This window comes from Paenibacillus sp. RUD330 (assembly GCF_002243345.2).
Taxonomy (GTDB): Bacteria; Bacillota; Bacilli; order Paenibacillales; family Paenibacillaceae; genus Paenibacillus_O.
The window spans coordinates 2,221,513-2,242,976 of the sequence record NZ_CP022655.2 but is presented as its reverse complement, the minus strand read 5'-3'; the positions used below and the strand labels follow the sequence as shown (position 1 = coordinate 2,242,976).

The 21,464-nt window shown below is 60.2% G+C and carries 17 protein-coding genes; 6 read left to right on the top strand and 11 right to left on the bottom strand.

The window, feature by feature from the left end:
- Positions 1 to 12: 12 nt before the first annotated feature.
- The 4 genes from glgB to CIC07_RS10045 all read right to left on the bottom strand — a co-directional run bounded on the left by glgB (position 13) and on the right by CIC07_RS10045 (position 5,826).
- On the bottom strand, positions 13 to 1,929 hold the full coding sequence (gene glgB, locus CIC07_RS10060; RefSeq protein WP_076356648.1) for a 1,4-alpha-glucan branching protein GlgB: 1,917 nt from the start codon (positions 1,927 to 1,929) through the stop codon (positions 13 to 15).
- A gap of 311 nt (positions 1,930 to 2,240) precedes the next feature.
- Positions 2,241 to 2,696: a disulfide oxidoreductase gene (locus CIC07_RS10055; RefSeq protein WP_076356650.1), complete on the bottom strand. Its 456-nt coding sequence runs from the start codon at positions 2,694 to 2,696 to the stop codon at positions 2,241 to 2,243.
- A gap of 33 nt (positions 2,697 to 2,729) precedes the next feature.
- Complete coding sequence (locus CIC07_RS10050) at positions 2,730 to 3,455, bottom strand: DsbA family protein (RefSeq protein ID WP_076356652.1); 726 nt, start codon at positions 3,453 to 3,455, stop codon at positions 2,730 to 2,732.
- A 121-nt stretch (positions 3,456 to 3,576) separates the two neighbouring features.
- On the bottom strand, positions 3,577 to 5,826 hold the full coding sequence (locus CIC07_RS10045) for an alpha/beta hydrolase (protein ID WP_076356654.1): 2,250 nt from the start codon (positions 5,824 to 5,826) through the stop codon (positions 3,577 to 3,579).
- A gap of 156 nt (positions 5,827 to 5,982) precedes the next feature.
- Between CIC07_RS10045 and CIC07_RS10040 the strand changes: the two genes are divergently transcribed.
- Genes CIC07_RS10040 through CIC07_RS10030 form a run of 3 tightly spaced genes read left to right on the top strand, consistent with a single transcriptional unit; the run spans position 5,983 to position 9,532 of the window.
- Positions 5,983 to 7,353 carry a spore germination protein gene (locus CIC07_RS10040; protein WP_157741891.1) on the top strand — a complete coding sequence of 457 codons (1,371 nt, stop codon included), beginning with the start codon at positions 5,983 to 5,985 and terminating at the stop codon, positions 7,351 to 7,353.
- Positions 7,350 to 8,450, top strand: coding sequence for a GerAB/ArcD/ProY family transporter (locus CIC07_RS10035; RefSeq protein WP_076356658.1), 1,101 nt, complete (start codon positions 7,350 to 7,352; stop codon positions 8,448 to 8,450). The genes CIC07_RS10040 and CIC07_RS10035 overlap by 4 nt, the downstream gene beginning before the upstream one ends.
- A complete protein-coding gene (locus tag CIC07_RS10030; protein WP_076356660.1) occupies positions 8,447 to 9,532 on the top strand; it encodes a Ger(x)C family spore germination protein in 1,086 nt (361 codons plus the stop codon). Before CIC07_RS10035 ends, CIC07_RS10030 begins: the two co-directional genes overlap by 4 nt.
- 104 nt (positions 9,533 to 9,636) lie before the next feature.
- Here CIC07_RS10030 and CIC07_RS10025 read toward each other — a convergent pair whose 3' ends face one another.
- Entirely contained in the window at positions 9,637 to 10,245 is a 609-nt protein-coding gene (locus CIC07_RS10025) for a GNAT family N-acetyltransferase (protein WP_076356662.1), read from the bottom strand.
- A 125-nt stretch (positions 10,246 to 10,370) separates the two neighbouring features.
- Between CIC07_RS10025 and CIC07_RS10020 the strand changes: the two genes are divergently transcribed.
- The gene (locus CIC07_RS10020; protein ID WP_076357104.1) at positions 10,371 to 11,603 is read left to right on the top strand and encodes an aminopeptidase; all 1,233 of its coding nucleotides are present in this window, start codon (positions 10,371 to 10,373) and stop codon (positions 11,601 to 11,603) included.
- An 89-nt stretch (positions 11,604 to 11,692) separates the two neighbouring features.
- Here the strand turns inward: CIC07_RS10020 and CIC07_RS10015 are convergent, their stop codons facing one another.
- From CIC07_RS10015 to CIC07_RS09990, 6 genes are all read right to left on the bottom strand, one after another.
- Positions 11,693 to 12,358 carry a pentapeptide repeat-containing protein gene (locus CIC07_RS10015; protein WP_076356664.1) on the bottom strand — a complete coding sequence of 222 codons (666 nt, stop codon included), beginning with the start codon at positions 12,356 to 12,358 and terminating at the stop codon, positions 11,693 to 11,695.
- Positions 12,324 to 14,330 (bottom strand): PAS domain-containing hybrid sensor histidine kinase/response regulator, encoded by a 2,007-nt coding sequence (locus CIC07_RS10010; protein ID WP_076356666.1) that lies wholly within the window; start codon positions 14,328 to 14,330, stop codon positions 12,324 to 12,326. Before CIC07_RS10010 ends, CIC07_RS10015 begins: the two co-directional genes overlap by 35 nt.
- Before the next feature lie 434 nt (positions 14,331 to 14,764).
- On the bottom strand, positions 14,765 to 17,323 hold the full coding sequence (locus CIC07_RS10005) for a beta-mannosidase (RefSeq protein ID WP_076356668.1): 2,559 nt from the start codon (positions 17,321 to 17,323) through the stop codon (positions 14,765 to 14,767).
- A 194-nt stretch (positions 17,324 to 17,517) separates the two neighbouring features.
- On the bottom strand, positions 17,518 to 18,498 hold the full coding sequence (locus CIC07_RS10000; protein ID WP_076357106.1) for a phosphotransferase family protein: 981 nt from the start codon (positions 18,496 to 18,498) through the stop codon (positions 17,518 to 17,520).
- 101 nt (positions 18,499 to 18,599) lie between these two features.
- The gene (locus CIC07_RS09995) at positions 18,600 to 19,286 is read right to left on the bottom strand and encodes an LrgB family protein (RefSeq protein ID WP_076356670.1); all 687 of its coding nucleotides are present in this window, start codon (positions 19,284 to 19,286) and stop codon (positions 18,600 to 18,602) included.
- On the bottom strand, positions 19,283 to 19,663 hold the full coding sequence (locus CIC07_RS09990) for a CidA/LrgA family protein (protein ID WP_094248008.1): 381 nt from the start codon (positions 19,661 to 19,663) through the stop codon (positions 19,283 to 19,285). The genes CIC07_RS09995 and CIC07_RS09990 overlap by 4 nt, the downstream gene beginning before the upstream one ends.
- 102 nt (positions 19,664 to 19,765) lie before the next feature.
- Between CIC07_RS09990 and CIC07_RS09985 the strand changes: the two genes are divergently transcribed.
- Together CIC07_RS09985 and CIC07_RS09980 are read left to right on the top strand one after the other, a co-directional pair.
- Positions 19,766 to 20,662 carry a LysR family transcriptional regulator gene (locus CIC07_RS09985; protein ID WP_094248007.1) on the top strand — a complete coding sequence of 299 codons (897 nt, stop codon included), beginning with the start codon at positions 19,766 to 19,768 and terminating at the stop codon, positions 20,660 to 20,662.
- 92 nt (positions 20,663 to 20,754) lie between these two features.
- Positions 20,755 to 21,429, top strand: a complete 675-nt coding sequence (locus tag CIC07_RS09980) for a hypothetical protein (protein WP_076356672.1) — start codon at positions 20,755 to 20,757, stop codon at positions 21,427 to 21,429.
- Positions 21,430 to 21,464: the final 35 nt, after the last annotated feature.

The window sequence follows — 21,464 nt, the reverse complement described above, 5'->3', positions numbered from 1 at the left end:
CCCATCTCCTCGTCAATGTGTTCCCCGCGGCCGGAATTCAAGTAGCTGGAAGCTCAGCGGGGGCAATTCCACGGTAAGGCTGTAATCTCGTCCGTGCATGGGTTCAGGCTTGCTGAGATAATGGGTCGGCAGCCCGGCGAGGCTGCCTCCGTATATGGAATCGCCGCTGTGCAGAAGAAGGGAGTAGCGCCCCTTCTCCGGCACTCCGACTAGGAATTCCCCATAGTTGTTGCGCGAGAAGTTCGCGATGGCCACGGTGAACTTGCCGCCTTCGCCCCTTCGGATGAAGGAGACGACGCTCTGGGAAGCGTTGTCCGCGTCGATCCACTCGAAGCCTTCCGGATCGCAGTCCTTTTGCCATAGAGAAGACAGCTTGCGGTAGAGATGGTTCAGCTTGCGGGAATAGTGCTGCATCTGCTGGTGGGAGTCGTACTCCAGCACCATCCAGTCCAGCGATTCGCTATCCTTCCATTCGTCGAACTGCCCGAATTCTCCTCCCATGAACAGCAGCTTTTTGCCGGGATGGGTCATCCAAAATCCGTAAAACAGGCGGAGGCCGTCGAACTTCTCCCCGTAGCTGCCGGGCATCTTGTTCAGAAGCGAGCGCTTGCCGTGCACGACCTCGTCATGGGACAGGGGCAGCACGAAATTTTCGGTATAAGCATACATAATGGCGAAGGTAAGAAGATTATGCCGTTTCGGCCGCTCGGAAGGCTCAAGCTGCATGTAACGGAGCATGTCGTTCATCCAGCCCATGTTCCATTTGAAGTTGAAGCCAAGCCCGCCTTCATGGACGGGAGCCGTCACGCCGGGCTCGGAAGAGCTGTCTTCGGCGATCATGAGGGCGTTCGGGAAATATCGGAACACGGTTTTGTTGAGATTCTGCAGGAACTCCGCCGCCTCCAGATTGCGAGTCCCCCCGTACCGGTTGAGGCTGTGCATCTCCGGCGGCTTATCCATCGTCAGATCCGTCATGCTGGCGACCGCATCGACGCGAAGGCCGTCCACATGGAAGACATCCATCCAGTAGATCGCGTTGGAGATGAGGAAGCTTCGGACCTCGGTCCGGCCGTAGTCGAAAGCGTTGGTGCCCCACAGCGGCTTCTCCGCCAGCTTGGGGTCCGCCCCCTCATAGATCGGCGTGCCGTCGAACTGCCTGAGCCCCTGCTCATCCTTGCAGAAATGGGCGGGCACCCAATCGAGGATGACTCCGATTCCTTTGCGGTGGCAGCGGTCGATGAACTTCATGAGGCTCTTGGGGCTTCCGTACCGGCTGGTCGGAGCGAAATATCCGGTGATCTGGTACCCCCAGGACTTGTCGAAGGGATGCTCGGCAAGCGGCATCAGCTCGATGTGGGTATAGCCCATCTTGACGACGTAGTCCAGCAGCTCGCCGCCGATCTCGTCGTAGGAGTAAAAGATTTCCTTGCCTTTGATCTTCCAGGTTCCCATATGGATCTCGTAGGTGAGCATCGGCTCCTCGTAAGGAGATGAGCTCAGCTTGCGGGCTTGCCAGTCCTCGTCCTTCCACTTGTAGCTGCCGAGATCGGCGACGACGGATGCCGTGCCCGGCCTCAGTTCCGAGGCGAAGGCGAACGGATCCGCCTTCATCAGCCTGCGGCCGTCGGCCGTCATGATCTCGTACTTGTACATCGTCCCGGCCTTCAGGCCCGGAATGAACAAGGACCAGCAGCCTGTTCCTCCTGCCGGCTCCATCGGATGGGAGGATCCGTCCCAGCCGTTGAAGTCGCCTGCGACTCGGACTTCCCGGGCGTTGGGCGCCCATACCGTGAAGCGGATTCCGCGTCTGCGGTTCTCGAGCGCGCTGTGCGCGCCGAAGGTGCGGTAGGCGTGATGAGCCTCCCCGCGGTTGAACAGATAGAGATCTTTCATGAATGCTTTATCCGGCAAATCTTGTACGATTGGCATGGGGCACCTCCGGAGGAATGGGCTGTTCGGGGCGGTCGTCATGTTCGGCATGCCTAGTCCTTCAAGTATATCAAAACATCCGGATAAGGAGATAAAAATCGTCATGTAACCGCTTTATAAACGGACTCGCCTTAATCATATACCCATGCCTTTAGTCGGACAAACAAAACCGGGCCTAAAATAAAAAAAGCCTGCATCGCATGCAGGCTGGACAATGGAAAACGCGGCAGGGCGTTGCTCTGGTTCGATGCTTGTCTATGGAAGTCCAGGCATCGCTGGCTCCTTCCTGCCTAGGACTCCCGCTTCTCCTGCTAGGACCGGCTCGTCCCCTTCCTGCCTGTCAACAGGCAAACGAGAACGGCCGCGAAGGCGGTCATCGACAGGAGAGGAATCGTAATGAAGCCGAGCCAATTGAGATAGTCCCGGTTGCAAGGCACGCCCGACTTGCACGGCACGAATCCCGCCAGGGAAGGATTCCAGATCTCAAGGTTATGGTAGAGGGCGATCAGGAATCCCGCGGCAGCCAGAGGGAGGGCGTATGCAGCGATGCCTCTGTCCCCTTTGTATACCGCGACGCCGAGAATGACGGCCAGCGGATACATGCAGATGCGCTGGTACCAGCAGAGATCGCAGGGAATGAACCCCTGGACCTCGCTGAAGTACAGGCTGCCGAGCGTCGCGACGAGGGCGGCCATCCAGGCGAAATAAAAGCGGTAACGAGGCCAGAAGCCTTCGGCCGGCTGCTCTTCTTCTTCACTCCGTGTCATGTAGGCTCCGTCACTCCTTGAGGGCGGTTAGGGTTATTTGCTCGCGGCCTCGATCTGGCTTTTGAGGTCGTTGTAGTCCTTGAAGCTCACCTGCTTGCCGTTGAGGAACAGCGACGGAGTGCCCTGCACGCCGGTCTTGGCGGCGAGGGCGTTATGCTCCTTGACCCGGTCCGCGTAGACGCCGCTCTGAATCTCCGACAGCATCTTGTCGTAATCGATGTCGAGCTTCGCATCCTTGGCGATCTGCACCAGCTTCTCAGGCGTCGCCCATTCGATGTTCTCGTCTTCTTGATTGGCGTATAGAGCATCATAATAAGTCCAGAAGGCATCCGGCTTCTGCGTCCGGACCGCTTCAGCGGCTTCGGCGGCCGTAATGGAATCCTTGCCGATGAAAGCGTAGTTGACGAAATAAAGCGATGCTTTGCCCGTGTCGATGAGGTCCTTTTGTAGCTGCGGCTTGTACGATTCCGCGAACGTCTTGCAGCTCGGGCATTTGTAGTCGCCGAACTCGACGATCTTGGCCGGAGCGTCCGCGCTGCCCAGACGAGGCAGGTCGGCATAATCGAAGTCATACGCCTCTGACGAGGTCTTGGATTGGTTGTTGATGCCGAGAATGATGACGACGGCTACCGCTACGACGGCGAGGGAAAGCCAGATAAGCGCCCCGTTGCCGCCTTTTTTCTTGTTGGGATTGACATAGGCCTTGCTGCCTTGGCTCTTGTTCCTGTTCCTGCTCTTGCTGGCGGAGGATTTGCTCAAAAGGGCGTCCAACCTTTCTGCGATCCCTAGAACCGGATCGTTTGCGATTTATGGAAATGAATTCAATCAGCACTTACTAAAGTATAGCCAGCGGCGGACAAGGGCGTCAAGATCCCTAAACCTATCCGTCCGGGGGAGAATTCGACGATTTGGAGAAATCCGGACCATAAAAGGCGATATTGTCCAGCATCAGCTTGCCGGGTCCGCTGCCGGCCGATCGGAAGCGGATCTCGACGGAGACGAGCTCCTCCGTGTCCAGACGCGGATTCAGCATGGCGAACAGCTTCATCGGGATCCGGTAGGAATGCAGGACGGAAGCGGCGGCGGCCTTGTATTTCCCTTTGCTCCACCCTTCCGCCAGCCAGGACATGCGCATGTAGCGCGAAGCTTCGGCAGCGGCTATCGGTTCTACCGCAGCCTGTGAAAATTGTCCATCGGCATCGGTCACGCGGACGGTCGCGGAGATCTCCCGAGGCTGGCAGGGGGAGCCGTCCGCCGCGCACAGCTCCTGGGAGCGGTTGGCGGCGGAGAAAGCGAAGCCCCCCGAGCGCTGAAGGAGCGGCGGCGACTCCAAGCGAAGCCGGTAATACCCCTCTCCGCTGCCGGCTGCCCAGGAAAAGACTCCGGCCAGGCTGCCCTGCCCTCCGCCGCTGCGGCTCGGAACGGGCTCGACGGTCGCCGTCAAGGCGGAAGCCGCTTCCGCTTCCGGCGTGCTTGCCGGACTGGCAGCATCCTCGAAATCCTGAAGCATCCGGTAGGACCCGTCTTCATATTGAATGGAATAACCGGGAGACCGGACGCCGGGGATGCTGCCACGGGGACTGCGAATTTCATCTCTCGCTTCCGCATCGCTGCGGAACACCGCGTCCATGAAAGCGGAGATGAAATAGGAAGCCGCCGCACGCTGCTCCTTCCCGCTCAGAAGCCCCTTCTGGCTGAGCAGCAGCCCGCCCGGCAGCGAATTGTCCATCGTGCCCCAATCGCTGTTGAACCGGCTGTGATTCGCCTCCGGGATGTAGACGGCCGCTTTGAAATCATCGGAGTCCGGTTCGATCGAAGTCCGGTTGTACTGCCGTTCTCCGTAGAAATCCGTCAAGTCCGCGTCCCGGCCGCCTTGCAGGACGAGATAGCTGACTCCGCTCAGCTGCGCGCGCTCTCCGTCCGTGATCGTATCCGTCGGCGCTAGAGCCGCTACAGCCCGGATGGAGACCCCATCGACGCCGCCGCCGAACCAGCGGGAGGCGTCCGCAGCCATCGCTGCGGCCTGTCCGCCCCTGGAATGGCCGATCAGCGCGGTCCGGGACAGGTCGATCCGGCCATGGAACGGATTGTCCGGCTGCTCCGCCCATCGGGCCAGCTGCTCCAGATGGCGGAGCAGCAGCCAGGACCGCAGCCGCATGTCGTCCTCCGGAATGTCGGACCAGACGGAATAGTTCAGGAAGTTCTCGTCCACGGATACGGCCGCATATCCGCGGGAAGCGAGAAGCTCGCCGAGATAGGCGTAGCCTTTGTCGGAATCCTGCTCGGCGAGGTGGTTGCCGTGCACCAGCAGCGCCAGCGGCGCCGGCTCCTGTCCGTCGGGCAGCCATACCGTTCCGTTGAGCGGCAGTCGGGAAGGATCGAAGCCCCAGTACAGGCTCTTGATCCAGGTCCAAGAAGGCAGCAGAGAGCTCGCATCCGCCGTGCCGGATACAAGCAAGGCGTCTTCGCCGAACTCCTCCCTCCGGTCCGAGCCGCTGCCATAAGTGAAGACCTGATAGCCCGCCTGCCCGCTTGATGGCGGAGCAAAAGCACGGTCTGCCGACTCCCCCGCCCTCCGCTCGCCGATGTCTTCGGACAACCGGACAGCCATGGGCAGCAACAGCAGCAGACTCGCTGCGAAGACGGCGACTCTGAATGCAGGCGTGCGGCTGCCGGGGCGTCTGATCCTGTCCGCCCCGGCAAGCAGGGCGGACAACAGCATTCCCGCCGCTGTCCCGCAGGCCGTGAATGCCGCTGCGAGGAGGATGGACACGGTCCATCCGGCTCCCGATAGTTTCAGAGCCGCGCAGGCGCCTGCAGCCAGAGCGGCCGCCCCGCCCGCAAACAATCGGGGCAGCGGGAGGCGGACCCAGGCGAATGCGAGGGCAAGCAGCAGCGAGAGCAAGCCCATGACCGCCGTCGCGGCCAGCACCATCAGCATGGCGTCCAGCGCCGCTCCCAATCCGGTAGGAGTGCCCATAGCGGATGCGGAAGCCAGGAAAGCTCCGCCCGCCCATAGTCCGCCCCATGCCCTTCTCCAGAACAGGCTGTCCCGCTCCGCGAAGCGGAGACGGCGCTGCGGACGGTCCCGGATATGGGCCGGAGCGATGATATTGCGTTCAACTGACATCGGCTGATTCCCCCGACTCTATCATGATGTTGTGCCAAGTATACCAGAGGCATAGGCTCCAGAGCATCTGTTTCCCGCTGCCGATACATGAGATTCCCCGCTTCCGGACAGGATAAGACTGGCAATGTTACCATCATCCAGATCGGAGGCGCAGCCATGGCTGAAATCCTTGAAACCATCCATCGTCTGAGAACCGGTTCCGGCAACCGGGCCTTGTTCGGGATGCTGCGGGATGCTTTCGGCGATTCGGCCGACTACAAGACCGAAGCTGTGGGAACCTCCGGCTCCGAGACGATCTATGTCTGCTTCCTGGCTTCCCTCTGCTCCACGCAGAAGCTGGATCTGCTGGTGGGAACAACAGGCATCGAGGAGTTCTCCGCGAAGCTGAGCCGCTACAGCGGCACCTCGATAGCGGAAGGCGGCCATGAAGCCTGCGAGACGGCCATCTGCAACGGTTCCGCCGTTCTTTGCACCGCTGTTTCCGAGAACGGACTCCTCGTCGACCTGTCGGAAACCCAGCAGCGGAGCATCGGCTCCCCGATAACCGAGAGCGTTCTCCAAGGTCCGATGTATGCGTTCAACGAGAATCTGGATGCCAATACGGCTCTCATCCGGCAGCAGATCCGTTCTCCCAAGCTGAAGCTGTGGGAAACGCGGATCGGCGAAACGAGCCGGACCCGGGTCGCGATCTTCTACTGCTCCGGCGCGGCCGACCCGGATCTGCTGGCCAAGCTGAAGGAGCGGCTCCAGAATATCAGGACCGACGGTATCCAGGACAGCGGCCAGCTGCTGAGGCTGCTCATCTCCCGCAAGAAGATGGGCCTGTTCCCGCTGGCGATATCGAGCGAGCGTCCCGACCACTCCACGGCGGATCTGCTCCGGGGCAAAATGGTCGTCATGATCGACGGATCCCCGTTCGCCTTGACCGTCCCTGCCGTCTATACCGACTTCTGGCATTCTCCCGAGGACAATTACGTCAACCCCTATGTCGCCTATTTTCTGCTCACGCTCCGGTTTCTGGCCATGTTCATGAATCTGTTCCTGCCGGCCATGTATGTGGCGCTGACATCCGTCAATGTGGACGTGAACCGGCTGGAGATCAGCCTCGCTGCGTCCGCCAGCCGGGAAGGAGTTCCTTATCCCGTATTCATCGAAACCTTCCTGATGCTGATCATCATCGATTTCATCACCGAAGCGGGCATCCGCCTGCCGAAGACGATCAGCTCCACGGTCACGATGGTCGGCGGCGTCGTGCTCGGCCAAGCGATTATCCAGGCGAACATCGTCAGCAACCTGCTGGTGATCATCGTCGCCGCGACCGCCATCACCAACTTCATCGTCATCGACTATCAGATGGGACTCGTCCAGCGGATCCTGAAGTATTTCATCGTTGTCGGAGCGACCGTCGCCGGGCTGCTCGGCATCGTCTTCTGCTTCACCTGCCTCGTCTTCTACCTCAGCTGCCTGGAGTCGTTCGGCGCTCCATATTTGACCTCGCTGCGCAAGAAGGAGGCTTCACCGTCGTGAAAACTCCCCCATCCCTGACCGGCTACAATATGTTCGCCGTTCAAGTGCTCTATTTCGGAGCCTCGGCCGGCTTCATCTATCCGAGCCTGATCATCCGGAGCACGACAGGGGCTTACTGGGTCCCGATCGCCATCTGGGCGGCTCTGGCCCTGCTGAGCTGCCTGCTCTACAGCAAGCTGCTCAGCCTGCTGGAAAACGAAAGCCTGATTGAACGCATCGGCCGCTCCATCGGCCTTCCAGCGGCCTTCATCGTCAGCCTGCCGCAGCTGGTCTTCATCTTCGGAGCTCTCGTCGTCATGCTGAGGGCCTATTCGGAAATGATTACGATGACGATGCTGCCGACGACTCCGATCACCTTTCTCAACGGCATGCTGCTTGCGCCCGGAGCGCTTGCCCTCGCCGGAATGATGCCCATCGCAAGAGCGGCAAGGGTGCTTTTTCTGGTCAGCTCCCTTCTATCCGTCTTCCTGATGCTGGTCGGCTTCAGCGATGTCAATTGGACTCTTGGAGGGCCATGGCTCCGCACGAGCGGGGATTTTCTGCTGAACAAAAACTTCTACTCCGGCTCCTTCATCTGGATGGGGTTTGCGTTCACGGCGCTGATCGGAAGCTACAATGCCCGCATTTCCAGCCGGTACCGGAAAAGCTATTTCTTTGCCCTGGCCTTTTCGTTCCCCATGATCGCAGGCTTCATCTACTTGCCTGTCTTGACGTTCAGCAGGGAGCTCAGCCGCCATCTGACCTTGCCGTTCATCTCCAAGATGGACTCGGTCTACCATTATTGGATTGTCTTCGAGAACCTGACCGCCTTGTTCGTGTCGGTAACGATGCTGTACGTGCTGCTGATCATGGCCATGAAGCTGCATGCGCTTGGCGAATCCCTAAAATGCTTGTTTCCCCGCCTCAAATCGGCTTGGATCTATGGGACGATCGTGCTGCTAGTCTATGCTGCCGCCTCGGCTCTTCCGTCATGGAGAGCTGTGGAAGGAACCATCTTTTTCACCGTCGGCCTGCGAATGTACGCGCTCTTCGGCTTTCCGCTGCTCGGCATGGCCGCGCTGGCGATCCGCGGGCGGAGAAAGAAGGCGGCCTCATGAGCGGGAGCAAGGGGCTCCGTGCGGCTGCGGCCTGCTGTCTGCTCGGCTTGCTGTCCGGGTGCTGGGATTCCAAGGATGTGGACAACCGGCTGATGATGGGAGCGATGGGGCTGGAAAAAGGGTCCGGCCAGTCGCTCAACGTGTGGATGCGGTTTCCGCTGCCCAAGACGGCTCAAAGCACGGAAGGGAAGGATTTCTATGCGATGAGCCAGTCCGGCCTGACGGTTGCCGATGCGATCAATCAAGCCCGATACAAGCTGCCCAAATCGCTGGATGCCTCTTCCACGAGAGCGCTGCTGCTTGACGAATCGATGGCCCATTACGGCTTGAAGTCCTATCTGGAGTTCGCGGTCAGAGAGCGTTCGGTTCCGCTGGATGCCGTCGTGGCGGTCGTCAAGGGAAAGATGAGCCGGATCTTCACGAGCCCCAATCCGACCGGAGAGTTTTCCGGCATCTATACAAAGCTGTTCTTCGAGCCCTATGCCGGCGGCATTCCCCGCAAGAACAAGACGATGCTTTGGGAAATCTATTCCAAGCTGTACAATCCGCTCCAAGCGAACCTGATCCCGATTTTGAGGGAGGGCACCCAGAATTCCTTCGAGCTGGACGGGAACGCCATCTTCGCCAAAGACCGCATGGTTGGAGAGCTGACGAAGGACGAATCGCTCATCTATGAGATCATCACCCACCGCTTCCACGATTCGGAGGTGAAGCTGATGAGCCGTTCAGACGTCAAGATCGTCCATAACCGCACGCGTGTCAACACCGAGCTCTCAAACGGACGGCCGCTCATCCGCGTTGATTCCTCGCTGATCGTCACGCTCGTGGACAGCTCCCAGATGAATGAAATGACCGAAAGGGAGGTTATTCGGGAGCTTCAAGAAGATTTAGAGCTTCAGGCGAAGTCCATGTTCGCGAAAACGCAGAAGGCCGGAGCGGACATATTCGGCTTCGGGAACCGCTTCCGCAGCAGGCTGCAGCCGTATCAATACGAGGAGTGGCCGGAACGGTACCGCTCCGCGAAAATCAGCATGAAATTCCATATCGACCTGCGCAATACCGGACTCGAATTCCTGGAATGAAAATAGCCGCCCATTCAGGCGGCAGGCTGATGATAGTATGAGCAGCCAGAATCCGGCCGGCTGACTCGCCGGCCTCGCATCGATCAAGCTGCGCGCATCCGGAGTCATTGTTCCGACGTCGCGCCAGCGGCGCCGCGGCTGTCTCCTGCCGCTTCCCGGCGGGCTCTCTTCTGCCGGTCCCACTCCGAGGCGACCATGCCGTAGACGGCATGGTCGTAGAAGGAGGCTCCGCTCCGCTCTTCCTGCCTGAGCAGGCCCTCGAGCGTGAAGCCCAGCCTCTCGGCGACGCTCCGGCTGCGGACGTTGTCCGAACGGGATCTGATCTCGACCCGGTTCATCTCCAGCGTCACGATGGCATACTGGACCATTTCCTTGCAGGCCAGCGTCATGATTCCTCTTCCCTGGCAGTCGGCGCTCAGCCAATAGCCGAGCGAAGCCTTGCTGTTGCGCCAGTCGAGCTCCTGGTAGCTGACGACGCCGGCAGGATTTCCGCCCTCGAGGATGATCGCGGAGAAGCCTTGCTGAAGCTCCCTTCTTTTCTGCTCGAATTCAATATAATCCTTCATATCGTCGACATTCTCGATATGCTTGACCCATGGAAGCCATTTGTCCAGACAGTCCCGGTTCTGCTGGACCGTCCGGAACAAAGGACGTGCATATCTCGACTCCAGAAGCCTCAGCTCCAGGTCGGGACTCAGTTGGCAGGAGAACAAGCCTTCCCTCTCCTTTCAGGCGCCGGCAGGCGGATTGGTCTTCCCATCATAGCATGGCGTTTTCATTTTTCGGAACAGATCGTGTACAATAATCAGGAACCCGCACAATGAATGGAGGAATCAACATGACCAAACTGAAAGAGCAAATCGAGCGGTATGCGGATTTGATCGTTCAGGTCGGCGTCCAAATCCAGCCCGGCCAGAAGCTGGTCATCAACGCGTCTCTTGACGCCGCGGACCTCGTTCGCCTGATCGCCAAAAAAGCGTACGGAGCAGGAGCCCGCACCGTCAAGGTCAACTGGAACGACGACACGCTTGCCCGCCTGCGCTACGAGCTGGCGCCGGATGAAGCGTTCCTCGACGAGCCCAAATGGTATGCCGGGGAAATGCTGGAGCTTGTCCAGGAAGGCGCGGCTGTCATCAGCGTCGTATCTTCCGATCCGGATCTGCTCAAGGGCGTCTCCCAGGAGCGCATCATCAACCACCAGAAAACCTACGGCAAAGCCCTCTCTACATACCGCCAGATGATGCAGTCCGACAAATTCAGCTGGTGCGTCGTCGCGGCGCCGTCCAAAGCATGGGCGAAGAAGGTATTCCCCGGATCGACGGAAGAGGAGCAGTACAGCAGCCTGTGGACGTCCATCCTCAAGGCCGTGCGCGCCGATCTCGACGATCCTGTCGCCGCCTGGAAGGAGCATATCGCCAGCCTGAACGCCAAGTCGGAGCATCTCAACTCGCGCAAATACAAGAAGCTGCATTACACCGCCCCTGGAACGGATCTGACGATCGAGCTTCCGGAAGGCCATCTGTGGGTCGCGGCGGACAGCCACAATATCCAAGGCCAACAATTCGTCGCCAACCTTCCGACGGAGGAAGTGTTCACGGCGGCCAAGGCCGACGGCGTAAGCGGCTATGTATCCAGCACCAAACCGCTCAGCTACGGCGGCACCATCATCGACAACTTCAAGCTGACGTTCGAGAACGGCAGCGTGGTGAAGGCCGAGGCGGAGAAAGGGCTTGCCGCTCTGGAAGGACTGCTGGAGATGGACGAGGGCGCGCGCCGGATCGGCGAAGTCGCTCTCGTGCCTTACGACTCCCCGATCTCCCGCTCCAACATCCTGTACTTCAATACGCTGTTCGACGAGAACGCCTCCAACCATCTTGCGCTCGGCAGCGCCTATGCCTTCAACATCGAAGGCGGCAAGGGCATGTCCCAGGACGAGCTGAAGGAAAAAGGGCTGAACACGAGCATGACCCATGTCGACTTCATGATCGGCTCCGCCGAAATGGATATCGACGGCATCCTCGAGGACGGCACCCTGGAGCCGATCTTCCGCGGCGGCAACTGGGCGTTCTAAAGGAAATCGAAATCGTCCCGCCAAAAAAAAGGACCGGACGCGAGCATGTCTGCTCGCGCCCGGTCCTTCTTCATGTCTCGGCGTGGAGGCTACTCCTTGACGACGAGACCGAAAATTCTCGTGAACAGGATCGCCTGGGCCGGCGCGATGATGCAGCCCTTCAGATCCTCCATCTCGACGCCCAGATGATGGAACTCGCAGGTGCTGAGATCGATTCCGGACAGGCGGGTTCCGGACAGCTGGGCCCGGTCCAGCTGCACGTCCTCGAATGCCGTCTTGGCCAGCTCGGACCGGTAAAGGTCCGCATGGTTCAAGCTGCTGCCGCTGAACTTGACCCCCTTGAAATTGCCGAAGCGGAAGGAGGCGTAATCGGCCTGGCAGTCTTCAAAAAGAACATTGCGCAGCACCGCCCCCGACAGATCCGCGCCCACCAGCTTGCAGCTGTGGAACTCTACCCGATGAAGCACCGCCCCGTCAAGCCGGATGTTGGACAGATCGCAATTCTCGAACCGGCAATCCGTCAGCTCCAGCCTGTCGAGACGGCAGTCCGCGAACGTGACATGCTGCCATAGAACCCGTTCCGCGACCGAGCGCTCCGTATTCCGCTCCTCCACGGCCGCTTCGCGGACAAGCAGATTTTCGTGATAGCTGCCTGAATCCGCAAACAAGGGATGGGCGGGCTGCTCGAGACCGGCCGCAGCAAGTCTCGGCTTCTCCAGCTTAAACTTGGCGGTATCGGTTGATGTCTTGGCCATGCCTGTCTCCTCTCGGCTTCTGCAGCCGGTAGCGTTCCAGCGCCTGCAAGAGCGCTTCCTTGCGGATCGGCTTGCTGATGTAATCGTTCATGCCGCCGGCGAGGCAGGCTTCCCTGTCCCCTTTGAGGGCGTTGGCTGTAACCGCGACGATATAAGGCTTGTCTGCGTTTTCAGAAAGGCCGCGCAGACACCGGGTCGCTTCCATCCCGTCCATGACCGGCATGAGCACATCCATGAAGATCATGTCGTATCCGCCGCCGTCCTTGCGGAAGGCCTCCACCACTTCCGTACCGTTGCCGGCGACCGTCACCTCGTGGCCGAGCTTGACGAGCATCTTCTGCAGAACCATCTGGTTCACTTCGTTGTCCTCGCCAATCAGGATCTTGAAGGAACGGGCATCCTCCGCTCCGGCTTCGGTCCGTTCGGCTTGAGCCGCCTGCTCAAAGCTGCGGTCCAGTCTGACCGTGAAGGCGAAGCAAGCTCCCGGCCCGTCCACCCTCTCCACTCCGATCGTTCCGCCCATCAGCTCGATGAACTTCTTGGAGATGGCAAGGCCCAGACCGCTCCCCTCCACCTTACGGGTCATATAGTTGTCCAGTCGGCTGAACGGATTGAACAGGAGCGGCAGCGCATCGGCGGGAATGCCGATTCCCGTATCCCTGATCTTGACGAGGAGCATGACGCCGGAATCGGTCGACTGCTTCCGCGAGATATGGAGGCTGACACCGCCCGAATCCGTGAATTTGACGGCGTTGCCGATGATGTTCAACAGCACCTGCCTCAGCTTGCCCCCGTCGCCGAGCAGCATGTCGGGCACATCGCCGTCGACCTTGGAATCGACGGACAGCCTCTTCTCGAGAATTTCCGGCATCAGGACGGAGACGGTCTCGGCTGCGAGCTCACGGATGCTGAACGGAGCCTTGGCGATGGCCGTCTTGCCGGCCTCGATTCTTGTAAAGTCCAGAATGTCGTTGATGATCGTCAGCAGCGATTGCCCGCTCTGCCGGATGATCTCGACAAAGCTGCGCTGCTCGTCGCTCAGATCGGACGAATCCAGCAGCAGCTGCGTCATGCCGATGACACCGTTCATCGGCGTGCGGATCTCATGGCTCATCATCGCCAGGAAGTCGCTCTTGGCGCGGGTCGTGGACTCCGCGGCCTCCTTCTCGATGAGCAGCTTCTTCTGCTCGGTGATATCCTTGGCGATCAGATAATAGCCCATGATCCGCTTGTTGATGATGATCGGAGCGACGGAGGTGAGAATCTCCGCCGCCTTCCCGTCGCGATTCACGATTTCGTTGATCCGCCGCTCGACCGAGTCCCCTTCATGCGAGTCCGCCAAGACGGAGCGGATATCCGGCACTTTGACATAGGGAGAAAAGTCTTTGCCGACAAGCTCCTCGGCATGCATGCCGAGCAGCCTCTCGGCGACTGCGTTGCAATGAATGAAGCATCCCTTCAGATCCAGGGATATGACGGCATCATGGTTGTACTTCTTGAGCGAGGTATATCTCTCGATCGTCTCCTGCAGCTTGAGCTCGGCTTCCTTGCGGGCGGATATGTCCATCAGGGAGAACAGGTACCCGCAAATATCCCCGTTGTCCGTCTTCAAAGGGTAAAAGACGACCTCCAGGCTGATAATTTTGCCGCTCCGGCTTCTGCATTGGTTTTCGTAGGAAACCGGCTCCGCTCCGCCCGCGCCGAACTGCTCCAGGTCGATGTCCGTCTGGGGCATCAGCAGAGCTCGGAATTCAATCGCATCCATGCCCGCCAGCTCTTCCTGGGACCAGCCGAGCTTCTCGGTGAACGCCGGATTCACGATGGAGATTCTCCAGGAAGAATCCATCATGACGAGCGGATGGGGATTATGAAGCACGACGGATCTGTACTGCTGCAGTCCGGGCTTCTCCGCTTGGAGTCTTGTCCGCCTGCCGTCAGGTTCTATCGGGGAAAAGAGGCTCTCTTCGCTCATAAGGATCTCCTTTTCTACTTTTTCGTATGTGCAAACATTGTACTACCTGCATCTCAAAAGGGAAACCTGACGAATGAAAGAGATTGCCGCCGCCGGCGGCATAGGACGGCCAGTCGGCAAGTCCCATGCGCATCCTGCTCAAGAGCGCATCTCGGCTCCGGCCTTCCGTTCCTTTTTAACCGGAGTCCTTGAATCCATCCCAGCGTCAGCGCGCGGGGGGGGAACCTGTCCAGCCATAAAAAAAGAACAAGCCGATCTTACTGGATTTTAACGCCACTCGTCAGAGAACGTCAATGTTCGACATGGCGCAGACAACGCCGCGGCAGCTTTTCGCCTTGGCGTTTCCGGCAATTCCGCGCCTCTGGCATCGATGAAGGAAAAGGCCGTTCCGCTGTCATCGAGACAGCGGAACGGCCCGGTCCGGCTGCTCCTGCTCAGCCTTTCGCCGCGAGGGCTTTCACCGCATCCGCCATGGACGAGGCCGTCACCCGACCGGCGTCGGCAGCCTCATGCCGGGCTGCGCCCGGCTTCAGCGCCATGAACGCCACCGTCACGGGCCGTCCCGGCACCAGGTCGAAGAAATTGTCGCTGAACATGCCTTCGCTGTCGCTCTGCAGCCATACCGCTCTTGCCAGGCGGCTGGCGCTGACGCGGAAGCGGCTGCCGCCGCTGCCCTCGATCTCTTCCACATCGATCGATGCCGGAGCGAGCGCAAGCTGGCGATCTCCTTCGAAGAAGGCTGACGCTGAGGCGAGCAGCGAGCCGTCTTCCGCAATCAGCTCCGCCGTCACCAGAACGGAATCGGAGTCGGCGCTTTCCGGCAGCAGCTCTGCGCGTGTTAGCGAGAACAGCAGCAGCGACTGGCCGCCTGCCGCCGCAGCCGGCACCTCGCGCTCGGCAAGCGCGAGACCGGAGAAATCCAGCAGGCTCACCTTGAGGGTGCCTTGCACGGATGCCTGCAAATCGTTCACCAGATGGAAATCGATTCCCGTGCCGGTCCGGTCTGCGGAGAGCAGAACGTCCCGGAAGCTGCGCTTGGCGTAATAATGCATCGCTTTCCAACGGCCGAAATAATCCATGCCCGCCCAGGAGGCGACCGGCCAGCAATCGTTCATTTGCCAGTACAGCGTGCCCATGCAGTAAGGACGGCGGCGCCGATGGGCTTCGATCGCCATCTTCATCGCCTCGCCCTGCAGAATCTGGCTTTCGTAGAGGAAGGCCGGGAAGTCCTTCGGCTCCGGCAAATACATGTCCATATATTCCTTGATCAGCCGGTTGCCGGCTCCGTTCTTCTGATGGGCGAGCATGACGGTGGACAGCAGCTCCATATCGGCTTCCTCGGCGAAGGAGCGCACCGATCTGTATTCCGGGAAGGACTGGAAGCCGTACTCGCTGATGAAACGGCCGATCTTGAGCTTGTAGTTCTCGAAAGGCTCCACGGCATGCCACACGCCCCAGTAGTGGACATCTCCGGCCGCCGATTCCGGGAAGGCATGCTGGCCGGCATCCTCGGAAAGGCTGATCAGCGGCGAGGACGGCCAATAACCGACGCCCGGCGCCAGCGCATCCACCGCTTCGGGAAGCAGCCTGTGGAAGATCGCCTCATAGTCGGCCCAGATGCGCTCCCGCTGCTCCGGGGTGAACGCCTTCTTCCAGCCCCAGCCGCCGTTCTCGTCGTAGTGGGCCCAGGCGGAATCGATCTCGTTGTTGCCGCACCAGAGCACGATGGACGGATGGTTGCGCAGCCGGCGCAGATTGTCCTCGGCCTCCGCGCGCACATTGTCGAGGAAGGCCTCGTCGCCGGGATACATGCTGCAGGCGAACATGAAATCCTGCCAGACCATGATGCCGTGCTCGTCGCACAGGTCGTAGAAAATATCCTGCTCGTAGATGCCGCCGCCCCATACGCGCAGCATGTTCATATTCGCCTCGGCCGCGGACAGGATCTCATGGCGGTAACGGTCCTCCGTCACTTCCGCGACGAAGCTGTCGTTCGGAATATGGTTCGCTCCCTTGGCGAACACGGCGACGCCGTTCAGCTCGAAGAAGAACGAGGTGCCGGCTTCGTCGCGTTCGCGCACCAGACGGACGGAACGCAGACCGGTCCGGACCGTCCTGCAGTCGGCGGCTCCGCCCCGCTGTTCAACCTTGGCCAGGAACTCCGTCATAGCGGCTTCGCCGAGGCCACGGCTCCACCAGAGGCGCGGGTTGTCGAGCCGAACAGGGATTTCCAGCGTCTGGATTCCCGTCTCCAAGTCCGCTTCAAGCGTATGCTCTTGTCCTTCCACATGCACGGCGATCGTCGAGGGACCCGAGGCGGCGGCTTCCACCGCGACAACGGCCGTCACTTCGGCCGCTTCGGCCGAGACGGCGTCCTGCCGGATGAACAGATCCGAGATGCGGACGCCCGACCAGCTCTCCAGACGGACCGGACGCCAGATGCCGCTCGTCACGAATCTCGGGCCCCAATCCCAGCCGTAATGATAAGGGGCTTTGCGGGCGAAAACGCTGATCCGCTTGTCTCCAAGGCCGCCCAGCTCCGACTGGTCGTTCGTCGCCGGAAGCGCATAGCCGAGCCGCTCCAGCTTCGGCAGATCCTCGTTGACGGGCGAGCGGAAGCGGATATGGAGCTTGTTGCCGCTTTCCAGGAGGAGGCCTTTCACATCGGCCTTCCAGATGCGGAACATATTGTCCGCCGAGAACAGGCGGGTTCCGTTCAATGTTACGTCCGCGTACGTGTCCAGTCCCTCGAACGCGAGCTGCACGAAGTCCTCGTCCAGCTGCTCCGCCGCGGCATCGAACCGGGCCTCGTACTCCCAGTCCTGCTTGTCGATCCACTGCAGCCGATGTTCATTCGTTCCATAGAAAGGATCCTCGATTTTTCCGTTGCGCAGCAGATCGGTGTGGACGCATCCGGGAACACTTGCTTCCAGCCATGCTTCCCCGCGGTCAACCGCTCTGAACGTCCAGCTTCCGATGACGATCGATGTCATATGCCAGTCCTCCCTATGCGCATTAGCGCTCCCAAAAATGGCTGATTGTTAGGTTTGTTAGGATAACAACAGCTTGAATTCGCGCCAATCATAACGGCGTTAGGTTGTTTCGTCAAGCCGGGAATCAAAAAGAAAACCCGCTCGCATGCGAGCGGGTTCATGCCGGGTCAAAGCCGCGCGGGACAGCAAGCCGTTTAGCGTCTTATGTAGCGGGATGCCCATTCCCGGAACGTCCATTCCGGATTCCAGCTGACCGCGCCGATCGCATGGAAGCAGCCCCAATCCAGTACCTTTTGATGAAGCATATGGACCTTGATTCTCTGATCGAACCCTTCCACATCGTCCAGTCCGTCCCGATAAGCCAGAACGAACCGCTCCGCGAGATCGGATCTGCCGCGGTCGATGAACTGGGTCGCCACCTTGGGCAGATCGGCTGCCCCGTCTCCGAAATAGCCGTTCGTGAAATCGAACAGGCCGCTCAGCTCCCACCGGTCTCCGTTGCGGCGGACCAGCAGATTATCGAACTTGAAGTCCCCCATGACATAGACGGGCCGGTCGAAGCGGTCGAATGAATCCGTTGCGGCATCCAGGATATCCTCCGCCCACGCCCAATCCTCCGCCGCCACCGGCGCGTAATTCTCCGCATCCCGGAGCCAGCGGCGGATCCGGCTGTACAGCCACTCCCGGTAGGAGCCTGGAAACGGCTCGACTTCTCCCGAGGCGGGTATCCATTCCCCGCTGCTCTCCGACTTCCATTCGTGCATCCGATGGAGCGTGTCCGCCAGCAGGCAGCTGAGCTTGCGCAGGCTTTCCTCGTCTTCGAGCGCGAGATCCCGGGGATGGATGCCCGGCAGCCGCGGCATGACGGCATACGGCCAGCCGAAAATATCCGTCCGTTCATCCAGCCGGTATGGAGCCGGGACGGGAAGTCCGCGCTGCAGCAGCCCCGTCGCGAAATGCCGTTCCTCGTTCAGCTGTCCTTCATATAAAGGATTTCCCTTCAGCACGAACTCCCCTCCGTCCGACTCCAGGAACAGCGTCTGGCCTCCGGCCCCGCTAGCCGTGCGGCGACAGCCTCGAAGCCGGCCGAGCGCGAACCGGTCCAGCGCCTTCTGCAGCTGCTCCGAGGTTACGTCGCCCAGCTTGTTCGATGAAAAATAAATCGTCGTCGTCATATCTTGCATGCAGCCCCCTGTCTTCTCGTGAAATTGTACCATGGAGGCGGCCTTCCGGATACGAGTCCGGACCCGCAGCCTGCGCCGTCTCTCGCCTGCAGTCAAGCCACGAAGCCGGCCACCAAGGGAATGAGGAACAAGGAAAGGAAAGCGCTCAGAAGCATGGAGACGCTGGCGATGGAGCCCGGCACGGCTCCGAGTTCGAAAGCTTTGTGGGCTCCGGCCGTATGGGCGCTGCTGCCCATCAGAACCCCCTGGGCTACTTCGCTGCGGATTCGCGTCCAGGAGATCACGAGCGGGCCGAGCACCGTGCCCAGAATGCCGGTGATCAGCACGAATACGGCGGTTAAGGTCGAAATCCCGCCGATCATGCCGCTGACGGCAAGCGCGATCGGCGTCGTCGTCGCCCGGAGCAGGAGCGAATCCGCCAGCATGCGGTCGAGGTGGAACAACCGGCAGATTCCAAGCGCGGCCGCCGTTCCCGTCATCCAGCCGGCGGCGACTCCGGCCGCGATCTCAAGGCTATGCTTCTTCAGCAGAGCCGCATTCTTATGCAGCGGCACTGCCAGCGCGACCGTCGCCGGACCGACCATGGCGCTCAGCCAGCGGCCTCCCTCGTTATAGGTCTCATACGGGATCCGGCACAGAGCGAGAATAGCCATGATGGCTGCCGGCGTCACGATCAAGGGAGACAGGATCAGGATGCTCCAGCGCCGATGCGCCAGCTTGCTCCCCCCGTACACCAGCACGGTCAGGAAGATAAAGCCTGCCGCAGCGAGCGCGCTCATCGTTCTCCCCCTCTCTCCCGGCGGCGGCCTGCGAGCTGGGCGAGCCCTCCCGCGCTGATCATGACGAGCACGCTGCTGATGAGGATGACGAGCAGAATCTGAAGGCCGCTGCCGGCAAGCAGCGGGCCGAATTGAACGAGTCCGGCGGCAGGCGGGATGAAGAAGAGCAGCATCTCGGCGAGCAGCCATCCGGCTCCGAGCTCGATCCAGCCGAGCTTGATGATCCCGGTGCGCAGCAGGATGAAGACGAGGGCAAGCCCGAGGACGCTTCCCGGGACAGGAAGTGAAAGCAGCGAAGACAGCAGCGTCATGGCTTCGTATACGGCGACGAAAAAAAGCATCTGCGCGGTTCCGCGCAGAAAGCTGGCGATATTCATGTAAAATCCCTCCTGCACCCAGTTTATTCCCGATACGAATATACGTAAAATGAATAATAGGAATCGCTCGCATTCCATCTGTCTATGACAAAAGGAGGAGCCATGGAGCTGCGCCATCTGGAATACATGCTCGAAATCGCCAAGCAGGAAAGCTTCACAAGAGCTGCCGAAGCTCTTCATGTGACCCAGCCGACGATCAGCAAGACGATCGCCCAGCTCGAACAGGAGCTGGGAACGCCGCTGTTTGTCCGCAATGGCCGTAAAATCAAGCTGACGGATGCCGGTCAGGCCATCTTGTCCCAATCGCAGGATATCGTCCGGCTGGCGGGAAGCCTGAAGTCGGAGCTCGCCGACCTCGCCGGCTTCAAGAGCGGCTGGATCCGCATCGGCCTGCCCCCGATGGTCGGCGCCACAGTCTTTCCCAAGGTCGTCCGCATGTTCCTGCAGGAGCATCCCGGCCTGTCCATCGGACTGGAGGAGCATGGCGCGATCCGGGTGGAATCGGATGTGGCGGAGGGATTGCTGGATTCCGGCCTCGTGCTGGCGCCGGTCCGCGAGGATCTGTTCGACTCCTTCCCGATCCTGCAGGAGAATCTATTCGTCGTCATGGAGCGCGGCCACGTTCTCGCCGGAGCGACCGAGCTGTCCTTGCAGGAGCTGCGCGAGGAAGCCTTCGTCATGTACCGGGAGGACTTCGCCCTTCATGCAAAAATCTACGAGCAATGCGACGCGCTCGGCTTCCGCCCCCGCGTCCTGATGGAAAGCTCGCAGTGGGATCTCATCTACGAGATGGCCGCCGAGGGACTCGGCGTCGCCCTTCTGCCGGAATCGATCTGCCGCAGGCTGGACCCCTCCCGAGTCGCGGCCGTTCCCCTTGTGAATCCGTCGATCGGATGGAATATCGTCATGATCTGGAGGCGGGGGCAATACCTCAGCTTTGCCGCGCGGGAGTGGATCCGGTACGCCAAGGAGCATTTCAGCCACTCCACTCCTAGGTGAATCAAGAAAGAATTGGGAGAGCGCGGAACCTTTTCCGGACAAGCCTCGTCATGAAATCATTCTCCCGTGCATCGGGATTTTCGGAGGCAGACATGGCAACGTGGATGACCCATTTTCGAATCGCGGATCAAATGCTGAAGAACGGATTCAAGGCCAGCGTGCCGGAGTTCGTCGTCGGCCACATCGGTCCGGATTGCGGCTTGCCCGATCCGGACACAGGGCAGTTCCAGCCCCCCAAGACCGCGACCCATTTCCTCGACGCCGACAAAAGGATTCGCCCGGAACGGTTCCTGGAAGCGTATCTGCCGGAAGGAGCGGAGACAGCGGATGCCATGAATCCTCGAACCGCATTCCTGCTCGGCTGCTACTGCCATCTGCTGACCGACGTCGAATGGATCGAGCTTCAGAAGCGCAAAAGAAAGGAGCCTGCCACGCAAGCTCTTGAGGGAATGCCGGACCGCTCCTCCCGGCTGAAAAGCGACTGGTACGGAGCCGACTTCCTGTATCTGGAGAAGGAGCCCGCCAGCATCTTCACCCGCTGCTTCAGCAGCGTCCGCGATTTCCCCGACTATCTGGACCTCTTCCCGGCTGGACAGATCCAGAAGCAGATCGACCGGATCTCCGCCTATTACACCGGCCATGCTTTCCAGCAGCATTGGGGCGGCGATTACGAGTTCCGTTTCCTCTCTCCACCAGAAACCGACGCCTTCGTCCACGACGTCGCCGGCAAGCTGCAGGACATGAAGTCCGCCATGGAGCGAGGCTGACCCCCGCCACGATCCCAGACGAAACAGCCGATCCC